The 23,768-nt window shown below is 37.0% G+C and carries 21 protein-coding genes and 1 pseudogene; 5 read left to right on the forward strand and 17 right to left on the reverse strand.

Annotation, left to right across the window (positions count from 1 at the left end; all coding sequences use genetic code 11):
• The 8 genes from JKA74_RS17120 to JKA74_RS17155 all read right to left on the reverse strand — a co-directional run.
• Window positions 1–127 (reverse strand): 3-hydroxyacyl-CoA dehydrogenase NAD-binding domain-containing protein (locus tag JKA74_RS17120; RefSeq protein WP_236587902.1); only part of this gene is annotated, 127 nt, incomplete at its 3' end.
• A 439-nt stretch (window positions 128–566) separates the two neighbouring features.
• Complete coding sequence (locus JKA74_RS17125) at window positions 567–2,969, reverse strand: TonB-dependent receptor (RefSeq protein WP_201432455.1); 2,403 nt, start codon at window positions 2,967–2,969, stop codon at window positions 567–569.
• 134 nt (window positions 2,970–3,103) lie between these two features.
• Window positions 3,104–3,601 carry a sterol desaturase family protein gene (locus JKA74_RS17130; RefSeq protein ID WP_201432456.1) on the reverse strand — a complete coding sequence of 166 codons (498 nt, stop codon included), beginning with the start codon at window positions 3,599–3,601 and terminating at the stop codon, window positions 3,104–3,106.
• Between the two features lie 27 nt (window positions 3,602–3,628).
• Complete coding sequence (locus JKA74_RS17135; RefSeq protein ID WP_201432457.1) at window positions 3,629–4,474, reverse strand: 4-hydroxy-3-methylbut-2-enyl diphosphate reductase; 846 nt, start codon at window positions 4,472–4,474, stop codon at window positions 3,629–3,631.
• Window positions 4,475–4,486: 12 nt separating this feature from the next.
• Complete coding sequence (locus tag JKA74_RS17140; protein ID WP_201432458.1) at window positions 4,487–5,329, reverse strand: phytoene/squalene synthase family protein; 843 nt, start codon at window positions 5,327–5,329, stop codon at window positions 4,487–4,489.
• A gap of 8 nt (window positions 5,330–5,337) precedes the next feature.
• The gene (locus tag JKA74_RS17145; protein ID WP_201432459.1) at window positions 5,338–6,816 is read right to left on the reverse strand and encodes a phytoene desaturase family protein; all 1,479 of its coding nucleotides are present in this window, start codon (window positions 6,814–6,816) and stop codon (window positions 5,338–5,340) included.
• 6 nt (window positions 6,817–6,822) lie between these two features.
• A complete protein-coding gene (locus JKA74_RS17150) occupies window positions 6,823–7,335 on the reverse strand; it encodes an RNA polymerase sigma factor (protein WP_201432460.1) in 513 nt (170 codons plus the stop codon).
• 507 nt (window positions 7,336–7,842) lie between these two features.
• Window positions 7,843–8,778 (reverse strand): MerR family transcriptional regulator, encoded by a 936-nt coding sequence (locus JKA74_RS17155; protein ID WP_201432461.1) that lies wholly within the window; start codon window positions 8,776–8,778, stop codon window positions 7,843–7,845.
• Between the two features lie 146 nt (window positions 8,779–8,924).
• Here JKA74_RS17155 and JKA74_RS17160 point away from each other — a divergent pair, with 146 nt between their 5' ends.
• A complete protein-coding gene (locus JKA74_RS17160) occupies window positions 8,925–9,227 on the forward strand; it encodes a DUF4286 family protein (protein ID WP_201432563.1) in 303 nt (100 codons plus the stop codon).
• Between the two features lie 72 nt (window positions 9,228–9,299).
• Here the strand turns inward: JKA74_RS17160 and JKA74_RS17165 are convergent, their stop codons facing one another.
• Window positions 9,300–9,779 carry a GNAT family N-acetyltransferase gene (locus JKA74_RS17165; RefSeq protein ID WP_201432462.1) on the reverse strand — a complete coding sequence of 160 codons (480 nt, stop codon included), beginning with the start codon at window positions 9,777–9,779 and terminating at the stop codon, window positions 9,300–9,302.
• A 135-nt stretch (window positions 9,780–9,914) separates the two neighbouring features.
• Window positions 9,915–12,047 (reverse strand): prolyl oligopeptidase family serine peptidase, encoded by a 2,133-nt coding sequence (locus tag JKA74_RS17170; protein WP_201432463.1) that lies wholly within the window; start codon window positions 12,045–12,047, stop codon window positions 9,915–9,917.
• A gap of 184 nt (window positions 12,048–12,231) precedes the next feature.
• On the opposite strand from JKA74_RS17170, the gene ppgK reads away from it, so the two are divergent.
• Both ppgK and JKA74_RS17180 read left to right on the forward strand, forming a co-directional pair.
• On the forward strand, window positions 12,232–12,963 hold the full coding sequence (ppgK, locus tag JKA74_RS17175; protein WP_201432464.1) for a polyphosphate--glucose phosphotransferase: 732 nt from the start codon (window positions 12,232–12,234) through the stop codon (window positions 12,961–12,963).
• 38 nt (window positions 12,964–13,001) lie between these two features.
• A complete protein-coding gene (locus JKA74_RS17180) occupies window positions 13,002–13,373 on the forward strand; it encodes a hypothetical protein (protein WP_201432465.1) in 372 nt (123 codons plus the stop codon).
• 47 nt (window positions 13,374–13,420) lie between these two features.
• On the opposite strand, the gene JKA74_RS17185 is transcribed toward JKA74_RS17180, so the two are convergent.
• The 5 genes from JKA74_RS17185 to polA form a co-directional block, all read right to left on the reverse strand.
• Window positions 13,421–14,908 carry a M28 family peptidase gene (locus tag JKA74_RS17185; RefSeq protein WP_201432466.1) on the reverse strand — a complete coding sequence of 496 codons (1,488 nt, stop codon included), beginning with the start codon at window positions 14,906–14,908 and terminating at the stop codon, window positions 13,421–13,423.
• A 9-nt stretch (window positions 14,909–14,917) separates the two neighbouring features.
• Window positions 14,918–15,814: a bile acid:sodium symporter family protein gene (locus tag JKA74_RS17190; protein WP_201432467.1), complete on the reverse strand. Its 897-nt coding sequence runs from the start codon at window positions 15,812–15,814 to the stop codon at window positions 14,918–14,920.
• 141 nt (window positions 15,815–15,955) lie between these two features.
• Window positions 15,956–16,348: a HEPN domain-containing protein gene (locus tag JKA74_RS17195; RefSeq protein WP_201432468.1), complete on the reverse strand. Its 393-nt coding sequence runs from the start codon at window positions 16,346–16,348 to the stop codon at window positions 15,956–15,958.
• Entirely contained in the window at window positions 16,345–16,656 is a 312-nt protein-coding gene (locus JKA74_RS17200) for a nucleotidyltransferase domain-containing protein (RefSeq protein ID WP_201432469.1), read from the reverse strand. The genes JKA74_RS17195 and JKA74_RS17200 overlap by 4 nt, the downstream gene beginning before the upstream one ends.
• A gap of 40 nt (window positions 16,657–16,696) precedes the next feature.
• On the reverse strand, window positions 16,697–19,504 hold the full coding sequence (gene polA, locus JKA74_RS17205; protein WP_201432470.1) for a DNA polymerase I: 2,808 nt from the start codon (window positions 19,502–19,504) through the stop codon (window positions 16,697–16,699).
• Between the two features lie 377 nt (window positions 19,505–19,881).
• Here polA and JKA74_RS20800 point away from each other — a divergent pair.
• Window positions 19,882–20,981, forward strand: a pseudogene (locus JKA74_RS20800) (M13 family peptidase); the annotation flags it as partial.
• A 207-nt stretch (window positions 20,982–21,188) separates the two neighbouring features.
• Entirely contained in the window at window positions 21,189–21,827 is a 639-nt protein-coding gene (locus JKA74_RS20805) for a M13-type metalloendopeptidase (protein ID WP_236587904.1), read from the forward strand.
• Between the two features lie 106 nt (window positions 21,828–21,933).
• Here JKA74_RS20805 and JKA74_RS17215 read toward each other — a convergent pair whose 3' ends face one another.
• Together JKA74_RS17215 and JKA74_RS17220 are read right to left on the reverse strand one after the other, a co-directional pair.
• The gene (locus JKA74_RS17215; RefSeq protein ID WP_201432471.1) at window positions 21,934–22,788 is read right to left on the reverse strand and encodes a universal stress protein; all 855 of its coding nucleotides are present in this window, start codon (window positions 22,786–22,788) and stop codon (window positions 21,934–21,936) included.
• Window positions 22,789–22,866: 78 nt separating this feature from the next.
• Window positions 22,867–23,763 carry a 1,4-dihydroxy-2-naphthoate polyprenyltransferase gene (locus JKA74_RS17220; RefSeq protein ID WP_201432472.1) on the reverse strand — a complete coding sequence of 299 codons (897 nt, stop codon included), beginning with the start codon at window positions 23,761–23,763 and terminating at the stop codon, window positions 22,867–22,869.
• Between the last annotated feature and the right edge of the window lie 5 nt (window positions 23,764–23,768).

Below are 23,768 nucleotides of genomic sequence, written 5' to 3' on the forward strand. Positions count from 1 at the left end.
CTCCATTTTGTAATTTGTTCACTTTCGTGGCATCTATATCAACACAAATCACATGGTTCCCTGTTTCTGCAAAACAAGTCCCTGTTACTAAGCCTACATATCCTGTTCCTACTACTGCTATTTTCATGAGTATATAATTTGTTTTTTAATGGTCACATGGAATTCGCACAGTTGATATTCATCCTCGCCTGTCCCGAAATTATCGGGAGTTGGTGTTTCTCAATCATGCTCATTTCATGTTTTGGTTATTTCTTAAGATTTACTAACCCTAAAAAAAGAGCCGGACAGCTCTTTGAAGGGATGAGTTTATAATAGTTTTTTCACAAAAATAGGGCATCCTGATGAAATAGCTATTATTTGAAGGGAAAATATACATTTTATAAATAATAAACGAATAACTTGAATCTTTCTCAACTAGCAGGGCCTGGATTCCGTTTAACACGCTTTTTTCATTAAGGAGGAGGAAATGCTATTAAATTAAGTTTTTACTCAAACCTCAACCTTTCTTCGTTCTCCGAAGAGAGATAGAAAATTATTATAACCTCATAGCATTCAGGAGGCTTTCACTAAAAATCTATAACTATCCCTAACGTTGGTAGCAAAGAACTGTTATTCACTTCCTCAATAATTGTGAGTTGACGTGGCTGTACAATTTCACCATCATCATTTCGCACCAATCCGTAATTAGGCTCAGAAGGCAATTGTTGAACGAAAGCATTCTGAAATTCCAGAAACACGTTTAAGGTAAGCTTTTTGAAATTCCATTTTTTATCGATCCTGATATCAGTCTGGTTAAAAGGCTCTAATAATAAATCTCCTTGTCGGGAATAATCCCTGATGATATTAGGGTAACTATTTAAAGTGGCTTCTTCATCCACAGGAGCTAAAGGTGTCTGACCTAAGTAACGTACCCTTGCACTTACTTCCCAGTTATTTCCAAACTTATACCCACCTGTGAAAGTAATCAGATTGCGGTTATCCCAGGTAGATGGCAAATACTCTTCCGGATTGAATCCTGTAAATTCACTTTTATATAAAGTGTAGGCCAGAATTGCATAAAAGTTTTTAGTGAATTTACGTTGGTAGAGAAATTCCATACCATAAGCTCTTCCTAAACCTAGACTTTTTACTTTTTCATTGCCCAATACTGAAAATCCTCCCCCCAAATTGGCCAATGAAACACTATCTACTACCGAGACAGGGTAATCTTCATATTGCTTATAAAAACCTTCTATGCTAAAGCGTGAAGAAGGTGTGACTAAATATTCTATCCCAGCCACTAAATGGTCACTTTGGATGTATTTGGTGTCTTTATTGAGGAAATTTCCATTGTTATCAGAAAATCCAAGAACAGTATAAGGAGGGATTTTAAAATACCTTCCAATGGAAGCACTTGCCACCCATTTCCGCTCTTTATCTAATTCATAAGACAGTGACAAGCGGGGGCTAAACGTTTTATGGATTTCATTCCCGCTTTCCATAAAAGTATTTCCATCCATTCTAAAGCCTGCCGAAAAACCCAATCTGTCATTCAAAAATTTTCGAGATGCCTGGGAATGAATCCCATAACGGGTGAAATTGAGTTCGTTTACGTAGGAGAATCCTCTGTCAGCATCAACCAATTCACTCTCATTAGAATAGATAGATTGCTGAACAATAAATCCGGAATTAATAGTCCAGTCGGCCAAAAACTTTGAGAGATTATATCTAAACTTCACTTCCTGCTCCTGAGAGTTGTTGGTAAATACCAGTCCTTCTTGATTTACATTATCGTCAAACTGCTCAAAGCGGTTATTTAAAATATTCGTACTTAAAGCCGTGGTCATAAATCCGGAATTATCTTTAAAACGATTTTTCCAACTAATCCCTGCAGTAGTCGTCCATTGATTGATAATAGGAATCTGATCTAAAGTAGCTTGCTGGTCAGGACTATATTCGTCAGGCACATTAATGGAAATATTGTCAAGAGAACCGACACCAGTAAAATTCAACTCATTGTATTTGTCTATTTTATGAGTGAATTTATATTGATAGTCCCAGTAGTCCGGAAGAAAAGGAAGATCAATTGCCTGAAAAAGTAATTGTAAATAAGAGCGTCTTACGGAAGCAATAAAAGAAGTATTGCTCTGCTCTTCATTTTTACTTTTAAACAAAGGGCCTTCTGTAGTAATGGCAGCTTCACTGCTACTTACCCTAAAATTAGTCCGGTACTCCCGGGAATTTCCATCTCTCTGATCAAACTGTAACACCCCAGACAATACATTGTCATATTGTGCACCAAAAGCGCTGGAAGACAAAGTTACCCCTTCAAAAAAGGAAACATTTAACAAGCCCACAGGCCCTCCTGCACTTCCCTGGGTACTGAAATGATTAATATTAGGAATTTCAATACCATCCAGGTAATAGACATTTTCATTGGGAGCACCACCTCTGATGATGACATCATTTCTGAAACCTCCAACTGATCCGCTCACCCCAGGCAGTGACTGGACCACTTTGGCTATATCATTATTACCTCCCGGATAGGTAGCAATTTCCTCAGGTGATAACCGCTGAATAGAAAGCGGAGTTTCTTCATTCTTCCTGAAGGGGTTAGCCCTTACAGTAACTCCCTCCAGCTGCTCCACACTTTCACTTAGTGTAAAATTGACATTTGGCACTCCTCCGCTTTTCACAACTATGTTAAATTTAGTTTGGCTTTCATAGCCCACATAGGAGGCTTTTACATTATAAGTTGTTGGTGTAACTTCAGTAATTGTATAAAATCCTTCAATATCTGTAACTGCTCCTAAGTCCGAACCGACCAATTGTACTGTAGCACCAATTAATGGCTCATCGGTTTTAGAATCCCTGACATAACCTGATAATTTAGCCTCGGTTTGAGCCATTAAACCTTCTGTATTAACTAACAAAGCATACAAAAGGAAAAAAAGAAAAATTGGTGGCAATTTAATAGTTCGTAAGGTCATTGTGTAGCTTTAAACACTTAATATATAATTTAATAGATTAATCACTACACCTAACATTACTATCACAATCTTGTTTGAAGATCATGGTAGTAATTATTAATAATATGTTGCAGGCTATGTTTCATTTTATGAGATCATCGTTCAGCATCTGAATTTTCTTTTCTATGCTCCTGTATGGTATCATATTTTTCCGGGGCATAAAGAAAACCAAAAGCTTCGGCTCCTTCTTTAGTGTGCACTTCATGATGAATATAATGTGCTTTCATCATCCTTTTAAGGTAAGGATGCCTGGCTTTAAATTTTATATTTATTCTCCGATGCACCAGTACGTCATGAAATAACACATAGAACAAACCATAACAGGCCACTCCTATTCCTACAAACAGTAACCAGCGAACTTCAGGAAATTCAATACCTGCCATAATTAAAATAGCAGAGGGCACACTAAACACCACTGCAAAAAGATCATTTCGCTCTAGCACATGATTATGTACCTTATGATGTGATTTGTGCCAGGACCATAAAAATCCGTGCATAATATATTTATGGGTAAACCAGGCTACTCCTTCCATAAAAAGAAAAGTGCCTACAATTAAAAAACCGTAGAATATAATCAATAATATATCAGACATATCAAACAAATATACTACAGAATAACATCAATAATTTAAAAGTTCATCTCTTACTTGTTCCATCAACCACATGGGAGTTGATGTGGCCCCACAGATTCCCACAGAGTCATTTTCCTGAAACCAATCTTTATTGAGTTCAGAGGTATTTGAAATAAAGTATGTGTTGGGGTTCTGATCTTTGCAAACATTGTAAAGTACTTTGCCATTTGAAGATTTTGTACCCGAAACGAAAACAACTTTATTGAAAACACCTGCAAAAACCCGTAACTCTTTGTCCCTGTTGGAAACCTGCCTGCAAATAGTATCATTGGAATTAACTGTAATTCCTGATTTTGTAAGTATCTCTTTAATTTCGTAAAATTTATCTGTGCTTTTAGTGGTCTGGCTATAGAGTGTTAAACTCCTTGGCAGAGAATCAATATCTAATTCCTTTATATCCTGAAAAACAACAGCTTCCTGATTGGTTTGTCCGAGAAGCCCCTCCACTTCCGCATGGCCATGCTTGCCATAAATGTAAATCTGTTCCTTTTTGTCGAAGGAATTTTTGATTCTATTCTGCAATTTTAGCACCACAGGACAAGAGGCATCAATTAAAGTAAGATTGTTTTCAATAGCCAATTTATAAGTTGAAGGCGGTTCCCCATGGGCTCTAATCAATACCTTTTCATTCTTAATATGTAACAGGTCTTCTCTATCAATAATTTTGAGTCCTTTTTTCTCCAGCCTTTTTACTTCTTCATCATTATGCACAATATCACCCAGGCAAAACAAGTGTCCTTGCTCTTCAAGCATGTCTTCTGCCATCTCTATAGCATACACTACTCCGAAACAGAAACCAGAATTATTGTCTATTTTAACACTTAAATTTAACATGGCTGAATTAAATTATAAAGCATTGAACTGATGTTTTAAATAACTACTGAACAGTAAAAATAGTTTTTGAGAATCCTTTATCCGGACCCTTTCATTCATTATTTTTTGGGGAGGATAGTTTTTTATTTTTTTGAAAAGGTTTAAATAATAACTGTAGGCAAGGTAAACCCCTAACCTGGCTCCTGCCGGCAAACGTACAATTCCTTGATATGCGGCATCAAAATCCGCTTGTATATCAGACTCAATTTGATCTTTATGGTTTTTGGAGAAACTTTTGAAATCGATCCCGGGGAAATAAACCCTGCCCCTGTCATGATAATCCGATTTAATATCTCTCAGAAAATTAATTTTTTGAAAAGCAGCTCCCAAATTTTTAGCTGCAGGAAGTAAATCATTGTACTTTTCATCATTCCCCTCACAAAATACCTTAAGACACATGAGTCCTACCACTTCTGCAGAACCATAGATATATGTTTCATAAGTTGGTTGATCATAATCAATATCATGTAAATCCATCTCCATACTATGCAAAAATGCTTCTATCAAATCCAGCGGAATGTTATATTCATTCACTACCATTTGAAAGCAATGTAAAACAGGATTGAGGCTTATTTTTTGCTCAATTGCTTCATAGGTGTGCTTTTTGAATAATTTTAAAAGGTTTGCTTTATCCTTATCATGAAAAGTATCCACAATTTCGTCAGCATATCTAACAAATCCATAAATGCCATATACCGGATATTGAAACCTTTTATGCAAAGTTTTTATACCAAGCGTGAAAGAAGTACTATAACGCTGAGTAATCAGCTTGCTACATTCAAAAGTTGTTTGGTCAAATAATTCTTTAGCATCCATGAGACTTTTTACATTTTAAAATCTTTCACTACCTCTTTGCCCACTACTTGTCCTGAAATCAAAGATGGGGGAACTCCCGGACCGGGTACAGTTAACTGCCCGGCATAATAAAAGTTTTTCAACTTCTTGTTTTTCAATGAGGGCTTCAGGATAGCCGTTTGCTTAAGTGTATTGGCAAGCCCATATGCATTCCCCTTATAAGAATGATAATCGCTTTTAAAGTCATTGTGCGCAAAACTTCTCTTATAAACAACATGCTCTTTAATTTCCTCGCCCAACAACATTTCCATTCTATCTATTATCAAATGATAATATTTCTCCCTTATTTCTTCCGTATCCTCTAAATCAGGAGCAACCGGCATAAGTATAAAAAGGTTCTCCATACCCTCAGGCGCTACTGTATCATCTGTTTTGGAAGTAGCACTCACATAAAAAAGTGGTGCTTCCGGCCATTTTGGATCAGAATAAATTTCCCTTGCATGCGGGCCAAAGTCATGGTCAAAAAATAAATTATGATGAACAAGCCCCTCTATTTTTTTATCAATTCCGAGGTAAAAAATAAGAGAGGAAGGTGCTAAAGAGCGTGTATCCCAGTATTTTTCAGTATAATTCCCATAAGCTTTGGGCAGTATCTTTTGGTCGGTATGTTCATAATCTGCAGAAGAAACCACCGCATCTGCGTGATAAGAAGCATTTTGAGTTATAACTTTTTTAACAAATTTACCTTCACACTCTACAGACATTACTTCCTGTTCAGCAATAAATTTCACTCCTTTTTCTTTTGCCAGATTTACCATAGCCTCCACAATTTTATACATTCCTCCTTTAGGATACCATGTACCAAGGCTAATATCAGCATAATTCATTAAACTATAGAGGGCAGGAGTATTTTCAGGTAAAGCACCTAAAAATAGTATAGGGAATTCCATGAGACGTATGATCCTCTCATTTTTAAAATACTTCCTGACATGGCTGTGAATTGATGAAAATATATCCAAACGAACCATATCAAAAAGCAGCTTTGGGTTCATAAATTCCATCAATGAGCGACCAGGCTTGTATACCAGATCGTTGATGCCTTTTTCATATTTGTAGGCAGCTTGCTCCAAAAACTTCTCCAAAGCTTTGGCACTTCCGGGCTCCATGTTTTCCAACATCTCCTTGAATCGTTCCATATTGGCAGGTACTTTCAGGATGTCATCCTTACCAAAAACAACATGATAAGAGGGGTCTAATCTCTCCAATTCATAAAAATCCGATGTTTTCTTTCCAAATGTTTCAAAATACCTATCGAAAACATCGGGCATCCAATACCAGCTGGGTCCCATATCAAAGGTAAAACCCTCTGCCTGGAACTGACGAGCCCTTCCTCCTAATTCCTTATTTTTTTCCAATACGATAACTTCGTATCCCTTGTCGGCCAAAAAAGTAGCTGTGGATAAACCAGCAAAGCCTGAACCAATCACTACAACTTTCTTCCCGGACATTATTTCTTAATTCGTTTTCGCATACACTTTAAGAGCATATTTCAACTCTTTCCTAGCAATATGGATTCTATTCTTAACAGTTCCAATAGGAATTTCCAATTTCTCAGCGATTTCATGGTATTTGAATCCCCTGAAGTGCATCATGAATGGGTTTTTATAGACTTCATCCAATTTCTCCACCTGATTTATAATATCTGCCATGGCAAAACTTCCATATGCAGTGTTTTGGGCAATATTCTCTGTTGAATTAATAAAATGCAGATTCTCTGTTGTATCAATAAAAGTTTTTCTTCTCACCATTCTCTGATAATTAGTGATGAAAGTATTCTTCATAATAGTGAACAGCCATGCCTTTAGGTTGGTACCCTCAGAAAATTTATCCCTGTTTGAAAATGCCTTTAATACAGTTTCCTGTATTAAGTCATTCGCCTGCTCCATGTCCTTTGTTAATCTCAAAGCAAAAGGCTTCATAGATTTTGTCATGTTATTAATTGCGTAACCAAATTCTATAGCTGTCATGATTGTTCTATTTAGTTTGTTTAACAAATGTATATTATAATTAAACAAAATGCAAACTTTCTGTTTAATTTATTTACCACTTATATTAAACATAATGATAATTTATAGCTCTTCAATTTGAATTATATGGCGATATAATGCCTATAAAACCCTAATTTAATGTAGTTACACGTATTATTTAAGAAATAGTTTTGTTTAATATTTCATGTAAAAAATTAATCTTACGAAGCACTATCAAAAATTCATTATTAATTACGCATTCTAATAACATATCAGATTTCTGAAAAATAATAGTAGAGCAGACACAGTGAGGTGAGAGGAATATCTAAAATGCAACTATTGATTTTTACTCTCTTTATCAGTTTAGAGGCTTCAAAGAGAAATATAATTAGTGTATTACTGAATTTTTGATTTCAGTTAGCTCCCATGGATGGAAGAAGCGTAAGGAATAATTGATATAAGGTATAAATTTCAGAAATTGGCCTGAGAAAATAATCCTCCAAATCTTTAATGATATCTCATTTCTTGTTCGGTGTTTTTATCATGAGGAACGTACTTTAAATCTATGTTTTCCAGATAAGAATTTAGATCTTCCATTTTCATGAGAAACTCCACATTCTTTTTCCTCTTAATGTCCTGTCCGATCACCTGAAAGCCTCCCACAAAAATAGTAGCATCACTAAATAAATCAGCTACTTCATTAATGTACTGCTGAATTTCAGCTTTTTTAGGTGCAGTAGTGCAAGTAGTCAGTACAAAATCCGGCTGGTGAATCCCCTTTACTGAAGATAAATCTTCTTTTGGCAGGCTCTGTCCCAAGTAAATCACTTTATGTTTTTTTGATCTTAACAAAAAAGCTGCAAACAGCAAAGATAGCTCATGCAACTCATTTTCAGGCAAGTACAGCAGCCATTTCCCTTTGGATTCCCTTTCGGTGACATATTGCCCGTCAATGGCTACTATCAATTTCTGCCGGATCAAATTGGAGATAAAGTGTTCTTGCGCTGGCAAGATGCTCCCTGTTTGCCATAGCATGCCAATTTTAGAAAGGAAAGGATAAATAATACTAATCATGGCTCTTTCAAAGCCATGTTTTATGATATTATTGCTCAATATCTTCTCAAATCTATCCTCATCCATATCAATCATGCTCAGTGTTAGAGAATTGATTTGATCCGGAAACCTCAGGTTCGATTCTGCAATTTTCAAAACCGCTGCAGCCATCTCTGATTCAGTCATTTTAGCGATATTGGAGATTTTATACCCATTCTCCTTCAGTGTGGATATATTAAGTATCAACTTCAAATCCTTGTCACTATAATAGCGAATATTGGTAGTTGTCCTTTGGGGTTCAATAAAATTGTACCGCTGCTCCCAAATCCTAAGGGTATGGGCCTTAATACCCGATAAATGCTCTAAATCCTTGATAGAATAGTTACTCACTTTCCTTTTTTCCTTTCTCCTTACCTGAAATTTAAATAAAACATATATAACTATAAATAGATAAGTTTAAAAATAACCAAAGGAAGAGTGTAAATGTTTTCAGAATAAAATTAAAACCTTCAAATTTGCAAAAAAAGCGAAAGCATATGATTATTTATAATGTGACAGTAAATGTAGAAAAAGATGTGATAGATCAGTGGGTTAGTTGGATGAAGGAAACACATATTCCTGATGTTTTGGCAACAGGTTATTTCCATGACCACCGGATGCTTCGATTATTAAACGAAACCGAAGGAGAAGGCGAAACTTTCGCTATACAATATTATGCAGAAAATTTAGAACAACTGGAAAAGTATATGCTGGAAGAAGCCCCCAGGCTTAAGCAAGATCATTTTGCTAAATTTCAAAACAAATGTGTTTCTTTCCGGACTTTTTTGGAGACTATGTAATTAAAATTCATTGTTCAGCCTCAGCTATGTACGGCTGAACAATGAATTTGTATGGCTCAAACTGACCTTTGGCTAACTTGAATAAATAGATTTGTATTGTTCCTTTTTGACAGTACAGTTAATCCACCCTTCATCAAGATCTGCCCCAATATTTTTATAAAAAGCAATGGAAGGTTCATTCCAGTCCAATACCTGCCAGGTACATAACCTGCAATTTTGTTTATCTGCCTCCTCAAGAATGGCATTCAATAAATCTCTGCCATAGCCTTTTCCCCTTTCTTGTTCGGTAACAATTAAATCTTCCAGATAGAGTACTTTTCCATTCCAGGTAGAATAGCGGAAATAATAAAGAGCTATCCCAACAATTATTTGTGCTTCATCTTCTCCTACAAACAAACCATAGGCTGGATTGCTCCCGAAACCATCCCGTATCAATTCATCTTCATTGATGACTACCGCATTAGGCTCGCGTTCGTAAATAGCTAATTCCTTTATCAGTTCCAACACCCGTGGAATATCCTTCTTTTCTGCTCTTCTGATTTTTATACTCATATTTTTAATTTTAAAGACGCCTAGGCTTAGGTTTCAGAATTAACTTTGAGAAATAAAAACTAACAGTTGACAAACCGACCAATTGACAAAAAGTGAATTTTGCAAACTGTTTTTTTAGTCAACTGCCAATTAATTTTACATCTCATCATAAGGCACTACTCCCATGTTATACCAGGCAAAAGCGTATTTATCAGCTATTTCGTCTATAATTTTATCAGTTGGCTTACCTGCTCCATGCCCCGCATTGGTTTCAATACGGATAAGTACAGGATTATCTCCCGCATGTTTACTCTGTAGCTCAGCAGCAAATTTAAAAGAATGTGCAGGCACCACTCTGTCATCATGATCCGCTGTAGTAACCATTGTAGCAGGATACTCCACTCCTTCCTTCACGTTATGCACTGGAGAATAGCCCAGAATATACTCAAACATTTCTTTACTCTCTTCAGAAGTGCCATAATCAGTGGCCCAGCCCGCTCCAGCGGTAAATGTATGGTATCGCAGCATATCCATTACACCCACAGCAGGAAAAGCTACTTTTATCAGATCAGGCCTTTGAGTCATAGTTGCCCCTACTAACAATCCCCCATTTGAACCTCCTGAAATTGCGAGATGATCTGAATCAGTATAACCAGCTTCTTTTAGATACTCAGCAGCGGCAATAAAATCATCAAATACATTTTGCTTGTTCATCTTAGTGCCAGCTTTATGCCATGCCTCGCCATATTCGCCACCACCTCTCAAATTAGGCTGTGCGTAAACCCCTCCTTGTTCCAACCATACCAATCGTGCAATACTAAAGCTCGGTCTTAAGCTCACATTAAACCCTCCATAAGCATACAATTCTGTAGGGTTCTTACCATTTTTCTCCAGCCCCTTTCTATGTGTAATAAACATTGGGATTTTAGTGCCATCCTTGCTCTCGTAAAACACCTGTTCAGTCACATAAGCTTCAGGATCGAAGTCAATTTCCGGTTTCCAATACAACTCAGAGGTTCCTTCTTCAATATCATATTTAAAAATAGCGGAAGGATAAGTGAAGGAAGTAAATGAATAATAAAGAACTGAGTCTTCCTTTTCAGCACCGAAACCACCGGCCGTACCAATTCCCGGTAATTCAACTTGCCTTATTTTATTCCCTTCATAATCAAATTGATGAATTTCTGTTTTCACATCCACCATATAATTAGCGAACAGACTACCACCTGCGGTGCTCACGCTCAATACATTTTCAGTCTCAGGGATAATATCCTGGTAATTATCGGTGGTTGGGTTTTCAGCATTTACTGCTACCAGTCTACGGTTAGGGGCATCAAGGTTTGTGATTATAAGAAGCTTTTCTCCTTCATTATCCAATACATAATGCTCACTTTCAAATCCCTTTGCAATTGGAACAATAGGACTGTTGTTTTTACTGAGATCCTTCATGTACAGTTCATTTCCGCTTGTACTCTCCGAGGCAGAGATGAATAAATATTTCTCATCATCGCTCACATAACCTCCTATATACCTTCTTGGAGTTTCTGATCCACCAAATATCAATTGATCTTCAGATTGTTCGGTACCCAACTGATGATAAAATAATTTATGTTCCTGTGTTTTAGCAGAAAGTTCACTTCCTTTTGGCTTTTCATAGCTACTATAATAGAAGCCTTCATTCCCCTTCCATGACACACCGCTGAACTTCACATCCCTGATAGTATCTTCCACTATGCTTTTATCTTCAGTATTCATTACAATGATCTTTCTCCAATCAGAGCCACCTTCAGATATGGAATAAGCCAGTAAGGAGCCATCTTTTGTAAATGATGTCCCTGCTAAAGATGTAGTGGCATCTTCAGAGAAAGTATTCGGGTCAAGAAATAATTCTTCCTCACCATCTACGCCTTTCTTTCTGTAAATGACCCATTGGTTTTGAAGTCCGTCATTTTTATAGGTATAGTAATAATCACCATGTTTCTGTGGCGCACCTTCTTTTTTATAATTCCAGAGTTCCGTCAGACGGGATTCTATTTTATCTCTGAAGGGAATGCTGTTCAGATATCCGAATGTAACTTCGTTCTGCGCCTTTACCCAATTAGCAGTTTGTTCAGAGCGGTCATCCTCCAGCCATCTGTAAGGGTCGGGAATATCAGTACCAAAGTATGTGTCTACTGTATCTACTGTAGCTGTTTCGGGATAATCTTTTATTGTCATTTGCGATTTCTTTTCTTCACTTCCACATGCAAATAATAACATGCCAAGTGGAAAAACCAATAATTTTCTCATTGTATGATGGATTTGATTACACAACTAAAATAAAAGGTTTTTATGAGAAACAGATAGAAACAAGTTCAATTTATAACAGTGGTTGTTGTTGGGGGTGGTTGGTTATTAATAAAAATATCCTTTAAAATTTCAAGGTTCTGATTTAAATGATATCTTCACTTATAATTCAATCTTAACTAAACTATTGGAAGTATTAGGCATTGATATAGGAGGTACCGGCATGAAAGCCGCTATTGTGGATTTAGAAAAAGGAGAGTTCATCAGCAAAAGAAAAAGATTTAAAACTCCTCAACCGGCTACGCCTGAGGCTATGGTTAAAACAATTCTCAAATTACAAGAACATTTTTTATGGACCGGCAAAATAGGCTGCGGTTTTCCGTCAGCTATAGTAAATGGTATTGTAAAAACAGCCTCTAATATTGACAAAAGCTGGATAGGTCAACCTATCAATGATTTGATTTCTAAAGCTACCGGATGTCCAGCAAGCGTAATGAATGATGTAGATGTGGCCGGACTGGCTGAAATGCGATATGGTGCCGGAAAAAACTACCAGGGAACCGTGTTAATGATAGCCGTGGGCACAGGAATTGGCTCTGCGTTATTTCACAAACAGATGCTGATTCCCAATACAGAACTAGGCCATATTCAACTTAAAGGAGATATTGCAGAAGCATATGCTGCCAATTCTGTACGGGAAAATGAAAACCTTGACTGGGAAACTTGGGGTAAACGCTTGAACTTGTATCTTCTGGAGGTAAATAAACTGTTCTACCCTGAATTGATCATATTAGGAGGTGGTGTAAGTAAACGCTTCTCCAAATACAAGAAATATATAGACCCAAAACTTAATATAGTACCTGCCGCTCTTAAGAATCATGCGGGGATTATTGGCGCAGCAGGACAACTTCTGAGTTAAATTACTAGTTAAAAGTAATAAATCAACAAATTTTAACTATGAAAACCTTAAGCATTTTTATTTTTACCATTCTAATAATGACTGCCTGTAATAATAACAAAGATCGCTCGAAAATTGATTCAGAAAATATTGATCAAGTTTCACTGGAGGTCCCCTCTGGCGAAACCCTTAGATACCAATTAGCTACAGGAATAGCTACTGAGGGAGGATTTAGTATTTCTTCTCAGCCAAAAAACTATAGCGTAAGCAAAATTGAATGGAACAACAGTGAAAATCAATTAGAATACATTTACCAATCGAAAGAGGGTTTTACCGGCAAAGTAAACGTAGAAATTATTGAAGAAATAAGCATCGGAGATAGTGAAAACAATACTCAAAGGATGTTGAATATTACTATTGAGGTGAAGTAATTCAGAAACAGCTCAGGTATTTCACTTGAGCTGTTTCTTTTTTTCAATCAATTTTCATTATACAAAGCTTTACCTGCCTCATAATACTTATCCCCTTCAGTCCAGAAAGGTGTTTCCGAATCGTTAGCAATTAAGCGCGCTGATAGAACAAAAGCACTGAAAAACTTCTCTAAATAATCATAATCCATTGTTTCAGGGTTATCTGCTTGTTGGTGGTAATACTTTCCTATCTCCGCATCGAAAGCGGTGAAACCTAAGCTGAAAGTAGGTGCAGGAATTCCTTTTTTGGCAAAATTCACATTATCAGAACGATCGAAAAGCCCTTGCTCACCGGCCGGATCATCAATGGCCGTCAATCCGAAAGTTTCAGCAGCTTCTTTGATATGTTTCTCTGCGGTAGTGCGGCCCAAGCCGACAATAGTGGCAATACTTGTGTCATTGTAGCCTCCGTTATCACTATTGAAACAATATACCATTTGTTCCAAAGGCAAAAGCGGATTTTCAGTATAGTATCTACTGCCTAACAATCCTTTTTCTTCGGCAGTAAATAAAATAAACAGTGCCGATCGCTTGGTAGGGTTTTTAGCAATACTTTCAGCAGCACTCATCACTGTTACAACACCTACTGCATTATCCCTGGCTCCATTATAAATAGAATCACCTTCAGCATTGGGCTTGCCCACTCCTATATGATCGTAATGTGCAGAATAAATCACGTATTCATTCTTCAACTCAGGATCGGTTCCTTCTACCATACCTACTACATTTTTAGAAGGGATTTCTATTTGCATCTCCTTGCTTATTAGCACCTCAAACAACGGCTTCTTTTTATCTGAAACTGCTTTTTGGAAATTGCTGTCATAATCCTTTACCCACAAATTGAAAAATCCACTATTTGAGGACTCTTCCTCTCTTTTAATACCAACAACACTGCCACCGGTAAAGCGTTTAAACTGAATCCAGTTGTCCGGTGACTGAGTGTGCAATTCTACCAAGCCTAAAGCACCTGCCTCTTTGGCTCTTTTAGATTTAGCTGCACTTTCCATAAAAACAGACCTCCAATCCTGGGCATCTTCTCTCCCGGCCAATACAACTGCAATTTTACCAGCTAATTTTTTATCTTCAAAGTCCTTTTCCAAACCATAATTCATAAAAACTATTTCAGCTTTTGTATCAATGTTAGCTCCCTCAAGCCTTAATAAACCCTCAGGATCTACTACTCTGTCACCTATTTTCAAAGAGTACGCATCAGGTGTGATGGTCTTCACCAAAGGCACTTCCTGAAAGTACCCCTCAGTAGCACCAGGCACTGGAGCTACTCCATATCTTTGGAAAGTGGTAGATAAATATTTAGCAGCAATATCGATTTCCGGTGAGCCTGTTTCACGACCTCTTAGCTCATCTGATGCCAGGAAGTAGATATGGCCTTTAATCGTGCTTTTTTGTACTGTCTCACGTGTGAGGGCTTCATCGTTCTGCGCAAACCCACAAAACCCAATTAATAAGAAGGAGAGTATTAAGATGTTCTTTTTCATAAATTTATTTTAAGATAATTGTAGTTCTTTTCTTGATTCTGCCGCATTGCCATTTCTGGAGCTCAAAATAACCACCGCAGCAGTCACAAACATTAATAAACTGTAAATAGCTCCCGGTACTGCCATTTGCGTATTATTTAATATCACCGGGCTTAATGCCAATGCAATAGCTAAAGTACCATTTTGTATGCCAGTTTCAATGGCGATTGCACTGCTTTGTCTTTTATTTAAACTAAACATTTTCCCTAAATAATAGCCAATCAATAAGCTTAACACATTTAATAACAACGTGGCTAAACCTGCTTGTTTAAAATATGGTATAATGTTTTCCCTTTCTTTAAGTATGGCAGCCAATAAAATCAGAATGAAAAAAAACAGGGAAATAATATTCATCGCTTTTTGAGACCTTAATGCAAAAGCCGGATATTTTCTCTTGATCAACATTCCGATACTTACCGGGAGAATAGTAATAACAAAAATTTGCACAAAAGTTTTGAAAAGTGGCAATTGCACCGCCTGATCCCCTCCCATATAATGGAAAAGTGCCACATTTAGTAATATAGGAATACTAAAATTCGTGATGAGACTGCTGATGGCAGTCAAACTGATTGACAATGCTAAATCTGCCTTAGCCAAATGGGAAATAAGATTGGAAGTAGCACCTCCAGGACATAAGGCAATTAAAATAAAGCCAACAGCCAGTTCAGGCGATTCAAAAAAAACTGCTGCAAGCCCAAAACCCAATAAAGGCAAAATAACTATTTGGCTGCTCAAACCAATTATAGCTGCTTTCGGGTAAAGCACCACTCTTCTAAAGTCTGAAACGTTGAGGGTCATCCCCATTCCCAACATAATTATTCCTAAAGCGAGGGGTAGAAAAATGGCCGTTAATGTGCTTTGTTCCATAGTAATATCAGCAAATTTGCTTCACAAAATGCTGAATAAAATTGGTTTGTGCAAACCTGGAGATGATAGATGGGGCCTGGAAATAAAAAACTCACATTTCATTACCTATAATAATACAAGTAAACCCAAAGGAGGGATTGCTTAATAGGATAAGTAATTAGCAATCTCAGTTAACATTTCTTCAACTTTTTCTATTAAAGGATCCACATCTTCCGCATTATATTCAAAAGCATTATCATAATCTCCTTTTTGTCTCCAATCAAACAAACGAGAGTATAATATTCCATATTTTTTAGGGAGTTTATCAGGCTTGATAAAATGTTGGGAAAACTGGGTCTTAGTAGAAGTATGAGATTTTATGTGTACTTTTTCAGAAACCAATAATGCATTCACAGCATAAAAGGATGCATAATATAACCTGTTAACAGCTGAATTCCAATACCCATTTTGGGCTAAAAGTTTAGCCGCATCAAAAGTACTGAATGAAGTTTTAATTCTGTATTTGATATAATCATTCCTCTCTTCCTGATTCATAAGCTGATTCCTTCCTCGCCTACATTCTCATAAAAAGGAGTAAATTTCTGTTTTGTTTGCCACTCCTTTTTGGAATAAATAAAGGTAGATAATGACTCCCCGGTCTCTAACTCAATATCATAAAGTTTTTCTCTTATAGCTTCTTCATTGACTATATTAACAGGAAAGCTGGTAAGAATTAAAATATCCCAATCAGAATCTTTACGGGCATCACCTCTGGCACGTGAACCATACAAGATAACTTCAGCTGATGGATCCACTTGTAAAGCGGCTTCCTTAACACGTCTTATTATTTCTGAATTGTTCATGAATTGAAAACATTAAATAAATAAAATAAATTCTTTAATCTTAATGAGCATCCATCCAATTATCGGCAACACCCACGCCTATATCCATTGGAACATCTAATTCCATGGCTGTTTTCATAAAGTGTATTACTTTTTCTTTCAACAGCTCTAGTTCATCTTTATGTACATCAAAAATCAATTCATCATGCACCTGCATAATCATTCTGGATTTTAGCTTCTCTTCCTTCATCCAGTTATGAATATTAATCATAGCCAGTTTGATCATATCAGCAGCACTACCCTGGATAGGAGCATTGATAGCATTTCGCTCTGCATAACCACGCACTGTTTGATTTCTGGAATTGATGTCCCGTAGAAATCTTTTTCTGCCCAGGATGGTCTTTACATATTCATTTTTTCTGGCTTCTTCTATACAATCATTCATATAAGCACTCACATTCGGGAACTCCTTAAAATACGCTTTAATGATATTTGAAGCTTCAGTTCTCGAAATGTTTAGATTTTGGGCCAGACCAAAAGCCGAGATTCCATAAATAATTCCGAAGTTAACTTCCTTGGCTTTTCGTCTCATGCCGGGATCAACATCTTCCAACTTTACACCAAATACTTTGGCCGCTGTGGTAGCATGAATATCCCTGCCGGTTCTGAATGCTTCTAGCATGGCCTCATCTTTTGAAAAAGCTGCCATTATTCGCAATTCTATTTGAGAGTAATCCGCTGACATTAATAAATAATCTTCACTACGTGGCACAAAAGCTTTACGAATCAACCTGCCTTTTTCTGTACGAATAGGGATGTTCTGCAAATTGGGATTGTTTGAGCTCAACCTTCCAGTGGCAGCCACAGCTTGCCTGTAATCAGTATGGACTCTGCCGTCTTTTTTACTTATCAGTTTAGGCAATGCATCTACATAAGTGGATTTAAGTTTTTGATATTCCCTAAACTCCAAAATCTTCTCTGCTATCTTATGCTCATTGGCTAACTTGGAAAGAATTTCCTCTCCTGTAGCATATTGCCCTGTTTTGGTCTTCTTGGGTTTATCCACCAACTTCATTTGATCAAACAGGATTTCTCCTAATTGTTTGGGCGAGGCAATGTTGAACTCCTGTCCGGCTATCGCAAAGATTTCAGCTTGTGTATCTGCCGCAGATTTCTCCAATTCTTTAGACATCACAGCCAGTGCTTTCTCATCAATCTTCACTCCTTCATATTCCATATCGGCCAAAACGTAGGAAAGCGGCTCTTCCACTTCATGAAGTAAATGTTCTAATTCATTGGCTTTGACTTCTTTCTCTAGAATATGCTTCAGTTGTAAGGTGATGTCAGCATCTTCACCTGCATATTCAACCACTTCTTTAATTTCCACATCCCGCATATTTCCCTGCTTCACCCCTTTCTTACCAATTAATTCGGTGATGGAAACCGGAGTATAATTCAGGTAATTCTCCGCCAGGGCATCCATATTATGGCGGGTTTCCGGATCCAGAAGGTAGTGCGCCAGCATAGTATCGAACATCTTTCCTTTCAAATTGATGTCGTAGTTACGCATCACCTGGATATCATATTTTAGGTTTTGCCCAATCTTCACGATTTTATCATTCTCCAATACTTCTTTGAACTCATCAGCGATTTTTTGGGCTTCTTTTTGATCTGCCGGAAATGGCACGTAGTAAGCCTCTCCTGCCACATATGCAAAAGCCAAACCTACCAATTCCGCATCTGTGGGTTCCAGGTTGGTAGTTTCAGTATCAAAACAAAATTCATCCTGGATGGAGAGATAGTAAATCAAATCCTTTCTTAACTCGGCTGTATCAATGAGGTGATAATTATGAACTGTATTGAGAATATTCATCTTCTCCTTTGCAGGCTCTGCTTCAGAGAGGGCATTCTCTTCCGGTGAATCTGTAAACATGGAGATCTGGGCCGGATCTACCTTGGCGGAGGATGATGATTTTGCCGCAGGAGGTTCTTCGCCAAGCACTCTTTTCATTAGGGTGCGGAATTCTAACTCATCAAAAAGCGCCCTTAGCTCATCCTCTTTAGGTCCATTATATAATAATTTTTCAGGATCATAATCTATAGGCACATTGATATTAATAGTCGCTAATCGTTTTGAAAGCAAGGCCTGTTCTTTGAACTCCTCCACCTTCTCTTTCATTTTACCTTTTAAATCGGCTGTATTGGCAAGTAAGCCTTCTACAGAACCATATTCTTTCAAGAACTTGATAGCTGTTTTTTTTCCTACTCCCGGTATTCCTGGAATATTATCCGACACATCTCCTTCCAGTCCGAGTATGTCAATCACCTGCTCTACTCTATCAATATCAAACTTTTTAAGCACTTCAGGAATCCCCAGGACATCTACTCCATTGCCCATAAATGAAGGCTTGTATAAATACACATGCTCTTTTACCAACTGAGCAAAATCCTTATCAGGCGTCATCATAAACACCTCAAAACCCTGATCAGCAGCTTTCTGAGCAATGGTACCAATAATATCATCTGCTTCGTAACCATCCATGATCAGTACCGGAATATCAAATGCCTCCACAATTTTCTTTACATAAGGAATGGCTACCCGGATATCTTCAGGTTGTTCCTCTCTTTGCGCTTTGTAGGCAGGAAACTCTATGTGCCTGAAAGTTGGGGCGCTGGTATCAAAGGCTACCCCAATATGTGTTGGTTTCTCTTTCTTGAGAATTTCCATGAGGGAATTGGTAAAGCCCAAAGCAGCTCCGGTATTTAACCCTTTTGAATTAATTCTCGGGCTCTTACTAAAGGCAAAATGCGCTCTGTAGATCAGCGCCATTGCATCTAAAAGGAATAGTTTTTTCTCAGGTTTGCTCATGGAATTTTAAAAATTTATTTTCTGGATAAGTTTTTAAAGGTAGGAAAAGTTTAGGCTTTTTGGAATCCGAAAGTATATTTAAATGATATTAGTCTAGCCGGAATATCTTGAATACCGCATAACTTTATTATCAAAAACAATCAAAAATAAATTACTAAATAACGGAATCACCTCCCATAAAATAATCCTTCTGTATTTATTTCATATTCAGTAACTTTCTAAGTAAGATTAACTACAATAAAATCATGAATATGAAACATATTAAGATAAAGGCATCCAATTTTACTCTGGCAGCCGGAGCAATTGCCTTGATAACATCCTGTGAAAATAAACAGGAACAAAAAACCGAAGAAATACAAGCAATTAATATGGCCTACATGGATTCCACCGTTCGGCCAGCTGATGATTTTTTTCAATTCGTCAATGGCGGATGGATAAAAAGCACCGAGATTCCAGGTGACCAAGGCCGTTGGGGAAGTTTTAACGAACTAAGGGAAACCACCAACGAAACAGTACTTAATGTTTTGGAAACTGCTGCAGCTAATGAGAAATATGCAGAAGGAACGGATCAGCGCAAGGCTGCAGATTTTTATGCTATTGGAATGGATTCATTATTGGCTGAAAAAAGAGGAACGCAACCTTTAAACCCTTACTTTGAACAAATAGAAAGTATTGAAAATGCTACTGATTTACAAAAGTATTTGGCGCAACAGCAAATTATTGGTGGTGGAGCTTTCTTTAGCTTTGGTATTTTACCTGATTTAAAAAACAGCAAAGTAATGGCTGCATACCTTTTTCAAAATGGATTAGGACTTCCTGATAGAGACTACTATACCAAATCAGATAGCAAATCAAAAGAAATACGAGCTAAGTATGAAACCCATATTCTACGGGTACTAAGTCTTTTAGGTGATAGTAAGGAATCAGCAGAGAAGCAATCTAAAAACATCATGGATTTAGAAACTCGTCTTGCAGAAGCTTCTATGACAAATGTGGAACAAAGAAATATTCCAGCACTTTACAACAAAATGTCATTATCTACACTTTTAGAAATAGTTCCCTCTATCAACTGGAAAGAATATTTGAGCGATTTGGGAGTGAAAGATCTTGACACTTTAATTGTAGGACAGCCAGAATTTATGAAAGAATTTCAGGCAGTGGTAAAAGAAGTGCCTGTAGCACAATGGAAGGAATATTTAAGATGGAGGTTAATTGATCGTGCATCTGCCTATCTGAACAATGATTTCGTTCAGGCCAATTTTGATTTCTATAGTAAAGAATTAAACGGTATAGAGGAAATGCGGCCAAGATGGAACGTATTTTGGCTACTACAAATAGTTCTTTAGGTGAAGCAATTGGCAAATTATACGTAGATGAAACTTTCCCACCCGAAGCCAAGCAGAAAGCGCAGGAAATGGTAGAAAATATTAAACTAGCTTTTGCTGACAGAATAAATGCACTTGATTGGATGTCTGATTCCACTAAAACAAAGGCTTTAGAGAAATTAAAGACTCTGACAGTGAAAATTGGCTACCCTGATGAATGGAGAGACTACTCTTCATTAGAAGTAAGTGCTAATCCTGAAAAATCTTCGTATGTGCAAAACCTGATAAATGCAACCAAATTCGAATTTGAGTATGAAGTAGCTAAACTAGGCAAGCCGGTTAATAAAAAAGAATGGGGAATGAGCCCGCAAACAGTAAATGCTTATTTCAACCCACTATTTAATGAAATAGTATTTCCTGCAGCCATTCTGCAACCTCCCTTCTATAATTATAAAGCAGATGCTGCAGTAAATTACGGTGGTGTAGGTGCAGTAATTGGTCATGAAATCTCTCATTGTTTTGATGACCAGGGAAGTCGATTTGATGCTGAAGGCAATATGAAAAACTGGTGGACAGACACAGATCTGGAAAATTTCCAAAGTAGAACCGGAATGTTAGTTGCTCAATATGATGCTTTCGAACCATTGGACAGTGTACATGTAAACGGGCAATTTACTTTAGGTGAAAATATTGGTGATTTAGGCGGAATTAATGCTGCTTATGATGGTTTGCAAAAACATCTGGCTGAAAATGGAAATCCGGGTTTAATTGATGGTTTAACTCCAGAACAAAGATTTTTTATGTCATGGGCAACAATCTGGCGTATTAAATACAAAGATGAAGCATTAAGAACTCAGGTACTTACAGATCCACATTCTCCTGGTATGTACAGAGCAAATGGTCCTTTACATAATCTTGAGACTTTCTATCAGGCTTTTGATGTAAAAGAAGGCGATGGCATGTACCGAGCTGACAGTGCCAGGGTCAAAATATGGTAAAAGAATAACTCAATAATTTCTCGAAAAGGAATTACCCATTGAGATAAAAAAAGCCCAAAATCATTTCTTGATTTTGGGCTTTTTAGTTTTTCAAAGCAATTCTTTATCAGTCCTCAATTTTAAAAGTTAACACAGGTCTTTTGCTGTGATTCACAACATCCTCTGCAATGCTTCCGCTTAGCAAATGCATCAATCCTTTTCGTCCATGGGTTCCCATAGCTATCAGATCAATATTGTTTTCCTTGGTAAACTCAAGGATGCCTTCTTCCTCATTACTGGCATTATAAACATGTCTTTGTGCTTCTAAACCATTTTTTCGCATATACTCATCCATTTTCTTGTGCATTGAAGAAGTAGACTCAAAATTGTTGGGAGTATTCACTTTTAATAAGTGAATCTTGGCATCAGAAAGCTCCAAAATTTTCTTTAAACTAGCTATAATTCCCATATCATCATTTTTCAATGAACTGGCAAATAAAACATTGTTGATATCCGATAAGCTGATTTTCTCCTTTAATGTAAGTACAGGACAGGAAGCATTCCTCACAACTTTTTCGGCATTAGAACCAATCAATATTTCTTCCATACCCGAGCTACCACTGGTTCCCATCACAATTAAATCAGGCTCCAGTTCATTTACAATAGTTGAAATGTTGTAATAAGCATTTCCGGCTTTTAGCTCAGTTCTTAAGCTAACACCCTCCAGAAAAGCACTATTCGCTGTTTCTCTCAATTTCTCTTTTCCTCTCTCTAACATTTTCATCACGAAAACCCCTTCCATTCCATCACCATATGCTGATGAGGCCTCACCTGTTACATTAAAAGATGGTTGCTGCCCTGGTATTTCTACCACATGAAGTAAAACTAATTCAACTTTACCTTTTTTAGCTATTTCTGCTGCAAGTTGTAAAGCGGATGCTGCTTGTTCTGAAAAATCAGTAGGTACGAGTATTCTTTTCATGATTATGTGTTTCGATTAGGTTTATTTTTAAGTATACGTTTTTTTAATGTAAATGATTTTGAGGCAAGTAAATTACATTTAGAAAAGTACAATTCCAAATCCGAAAGTTAACACAAAAAAAAGCGTGGATAAGGCTAGCTGCTTCAATAAAGGATCAATTTCTTTTCCTCTATTGCTTTTCCACAATAAAATAGCATGATAAATAAATAATGGAAATGACAGAAAGACTAACAGATTCCATTGGGATTGGTAATGAATTACAATAAATGAAATCACAGAAATCCATGCAAATCCAATCAATAAATAGTGGTAAATTTTAGCATTTTTTTGACCTATTCTAACCGGAATACTTCTTTTTCCAGCCAGCTCATCAGATTTGATATCCCTGATATTGTTCACATTAAGTACTCCGGCAGCTAAAAAACCACAGGCCATTGCCGGAAGAAAAATAGTGGGTTCAACTGATTCCGCATGTAAATAGTAAGTGCCTACCACTCCTACCAATCCAAAAAAAAGAAAAACAAAGATGTCCCCTAGACCCATATAACCATAAGGCCTTTTCCCATTAGTGTAAGCAATGGCAGCAAATATGGCCAGTAAACCGATCCCTAAAAAAACATAAAAAGTAACAGAACCTATTCCCACTGCAAAATGTAGTAAAAGTAAGCCACTAATGAAGGACAATATAGAACAAATAATAATAGCCCTCATCATGGATTTTGGTGAAATAGCTCCTTTTTGTACAGCTCTTGAAGGCCCCTCTCTTTCTGTACTATCTGCTCCATGAATGGTATCCCCATAATCATTGGCAAGATTGGAAAGTATCTGTAAAAACAGTGTGGTAATTAAACTCAGCACACAAACAATCCAATTAAAAGTAGTAAAAAAGGCCGCCAGAAAACTACCCATTCCTATACATGCCAATGCCAGGGGCAAAGTCCTGAGCCTAAAAGCTTCTATCCAATGTTTTAGCATCAATC

It is taken from the genome of Marivirga aurantiaca, from assembly GCF_016679925.1.
GTDB classification, from domain to species: Bacteria; Bacteroidota; Bacteroidia; order Cytophagales; family Cyclobacteriaceae; genus Marivirga; species Marivirga aurantiaca.

Coding starts and splice junctions, on each gene's coding strand:
- JKA74_RS17145 (WP_201432459.1), bottom strand. CDS start 6,816: ATGTCCGGGAAGAAAGTTGTAGTGATTGGTTCAGGCTTTGCTGGTTTA.
- JKA74_RS17160 (WP_201432563.1), top strand. CDS start 8,925: ATGATTATTTATAATGTGACAGTAAATGTAGAAAAAGATGTGATAGAT.
- JKA74_RS17150 (WP_201432460.1), bottom strand. CDS start 7,335: ATGACAGCTATAGAATTTGGTTACGCAATTAATAACATGACAAAATCT.
- JKA74_RS17165 (WP_201432462.1), bottom strand. CDS start 9,779: ATGAGTATAAAAATCAGAAGAGCAGAAAAGAAGGATATTCCACGGGTG.
- JKA74_RS17170 (WP_201432463.1), bottom strand. CDS start 12,047: ATGAGAAAATTATTGGTTTTTCCACTTGGCATGTTATTATTTGCATGT.
- JKA74_RS17135 (WP_201432457.1), bottom strand. CDS start 4,474: ATGTTAAATTTAAGTGTTAAAATAGACAATAATTCTGGTTTCTGTTTC.
- JKA74_RS17200 (WP_201432469.1), bottom strand. CDS start 16,656: ATGAACAATTCAGAAATAATAAGACGTGTTAAGGAAGCCGCTTTACAA.
- JKA74_RS17220 (WP_201432472.1), bottom strand. CDS start 23,763: ATGCTAAAACATTGGATAGAAGCTTTTAGGCTCAGGACTTTGCCCCTG.
- JKA74_RS17190 (WP_201432467.1), bottom strand. CDS start 15,814: ATGGAACAAAGCACATTAACGGCCATTTTTCTACCCCTCGCTTTAGGA.
- JKA74_RS17125 (WP_201432455.1), bottom strand. CDS start 2,969: ATGACCTTACGAACTATTAAATTGCCACCAATTTTTCTTTTTTTCCTT.
- JKA74_RS17215 (WP_201432471.1), bottom strand. CDS start 22,788: ATGAAAAGAATACTCGTACCTACTGATTTTTCAGAACAAGCAGCATCC.
- polA (WP_201432470.1), bottom strand. CDS start 19,504: ATGAGCAAACCTGAGAAAAAACTATTCCTTTTAGATGCAATGGCGCTG.
- JKA74_RS17140 (WP_201432458.1), bottom strand. CDS start 5,329: ATGGATGCTAAAGAATTATTTGACCAAACAACTTTTGAATGTAGCAAG.
- JKA74_RS17185 (WP_201432466.1), bottom strand. CDS start 14,908: ATGAAAAAGAACATCTTAATACTCTCCTTCTTATTAATTGGGTTTTGT.
- JKA74_RS17195 (WP_201432468.1), bottom strand. CDS start 16,348: ATGAATCAGGAAGAGAGGAATGATTATATCAAATACAGAATTAAAACT.
- JKA74_RS20805 (WP_236587904.1), top strand. CDS start 21,189: ATGAGCCCGCAAACAGTAAATGCTTATTTCAACCCACTATTTAATGAA.
- JKA74_RS17130 (WP_201432456.1), bottom strand. CDS start 3,601: ATGTCTGATATATTATTGATTATATTCTACGGTTTTTTAATTGTAGGC.
- JKA74_RS17180 (WP_201432465.1), top strand. CDS start 13,002: ATGAAAACCTTAAGCATTTTTATTTTTACCATTCTAATAATGACTGCC.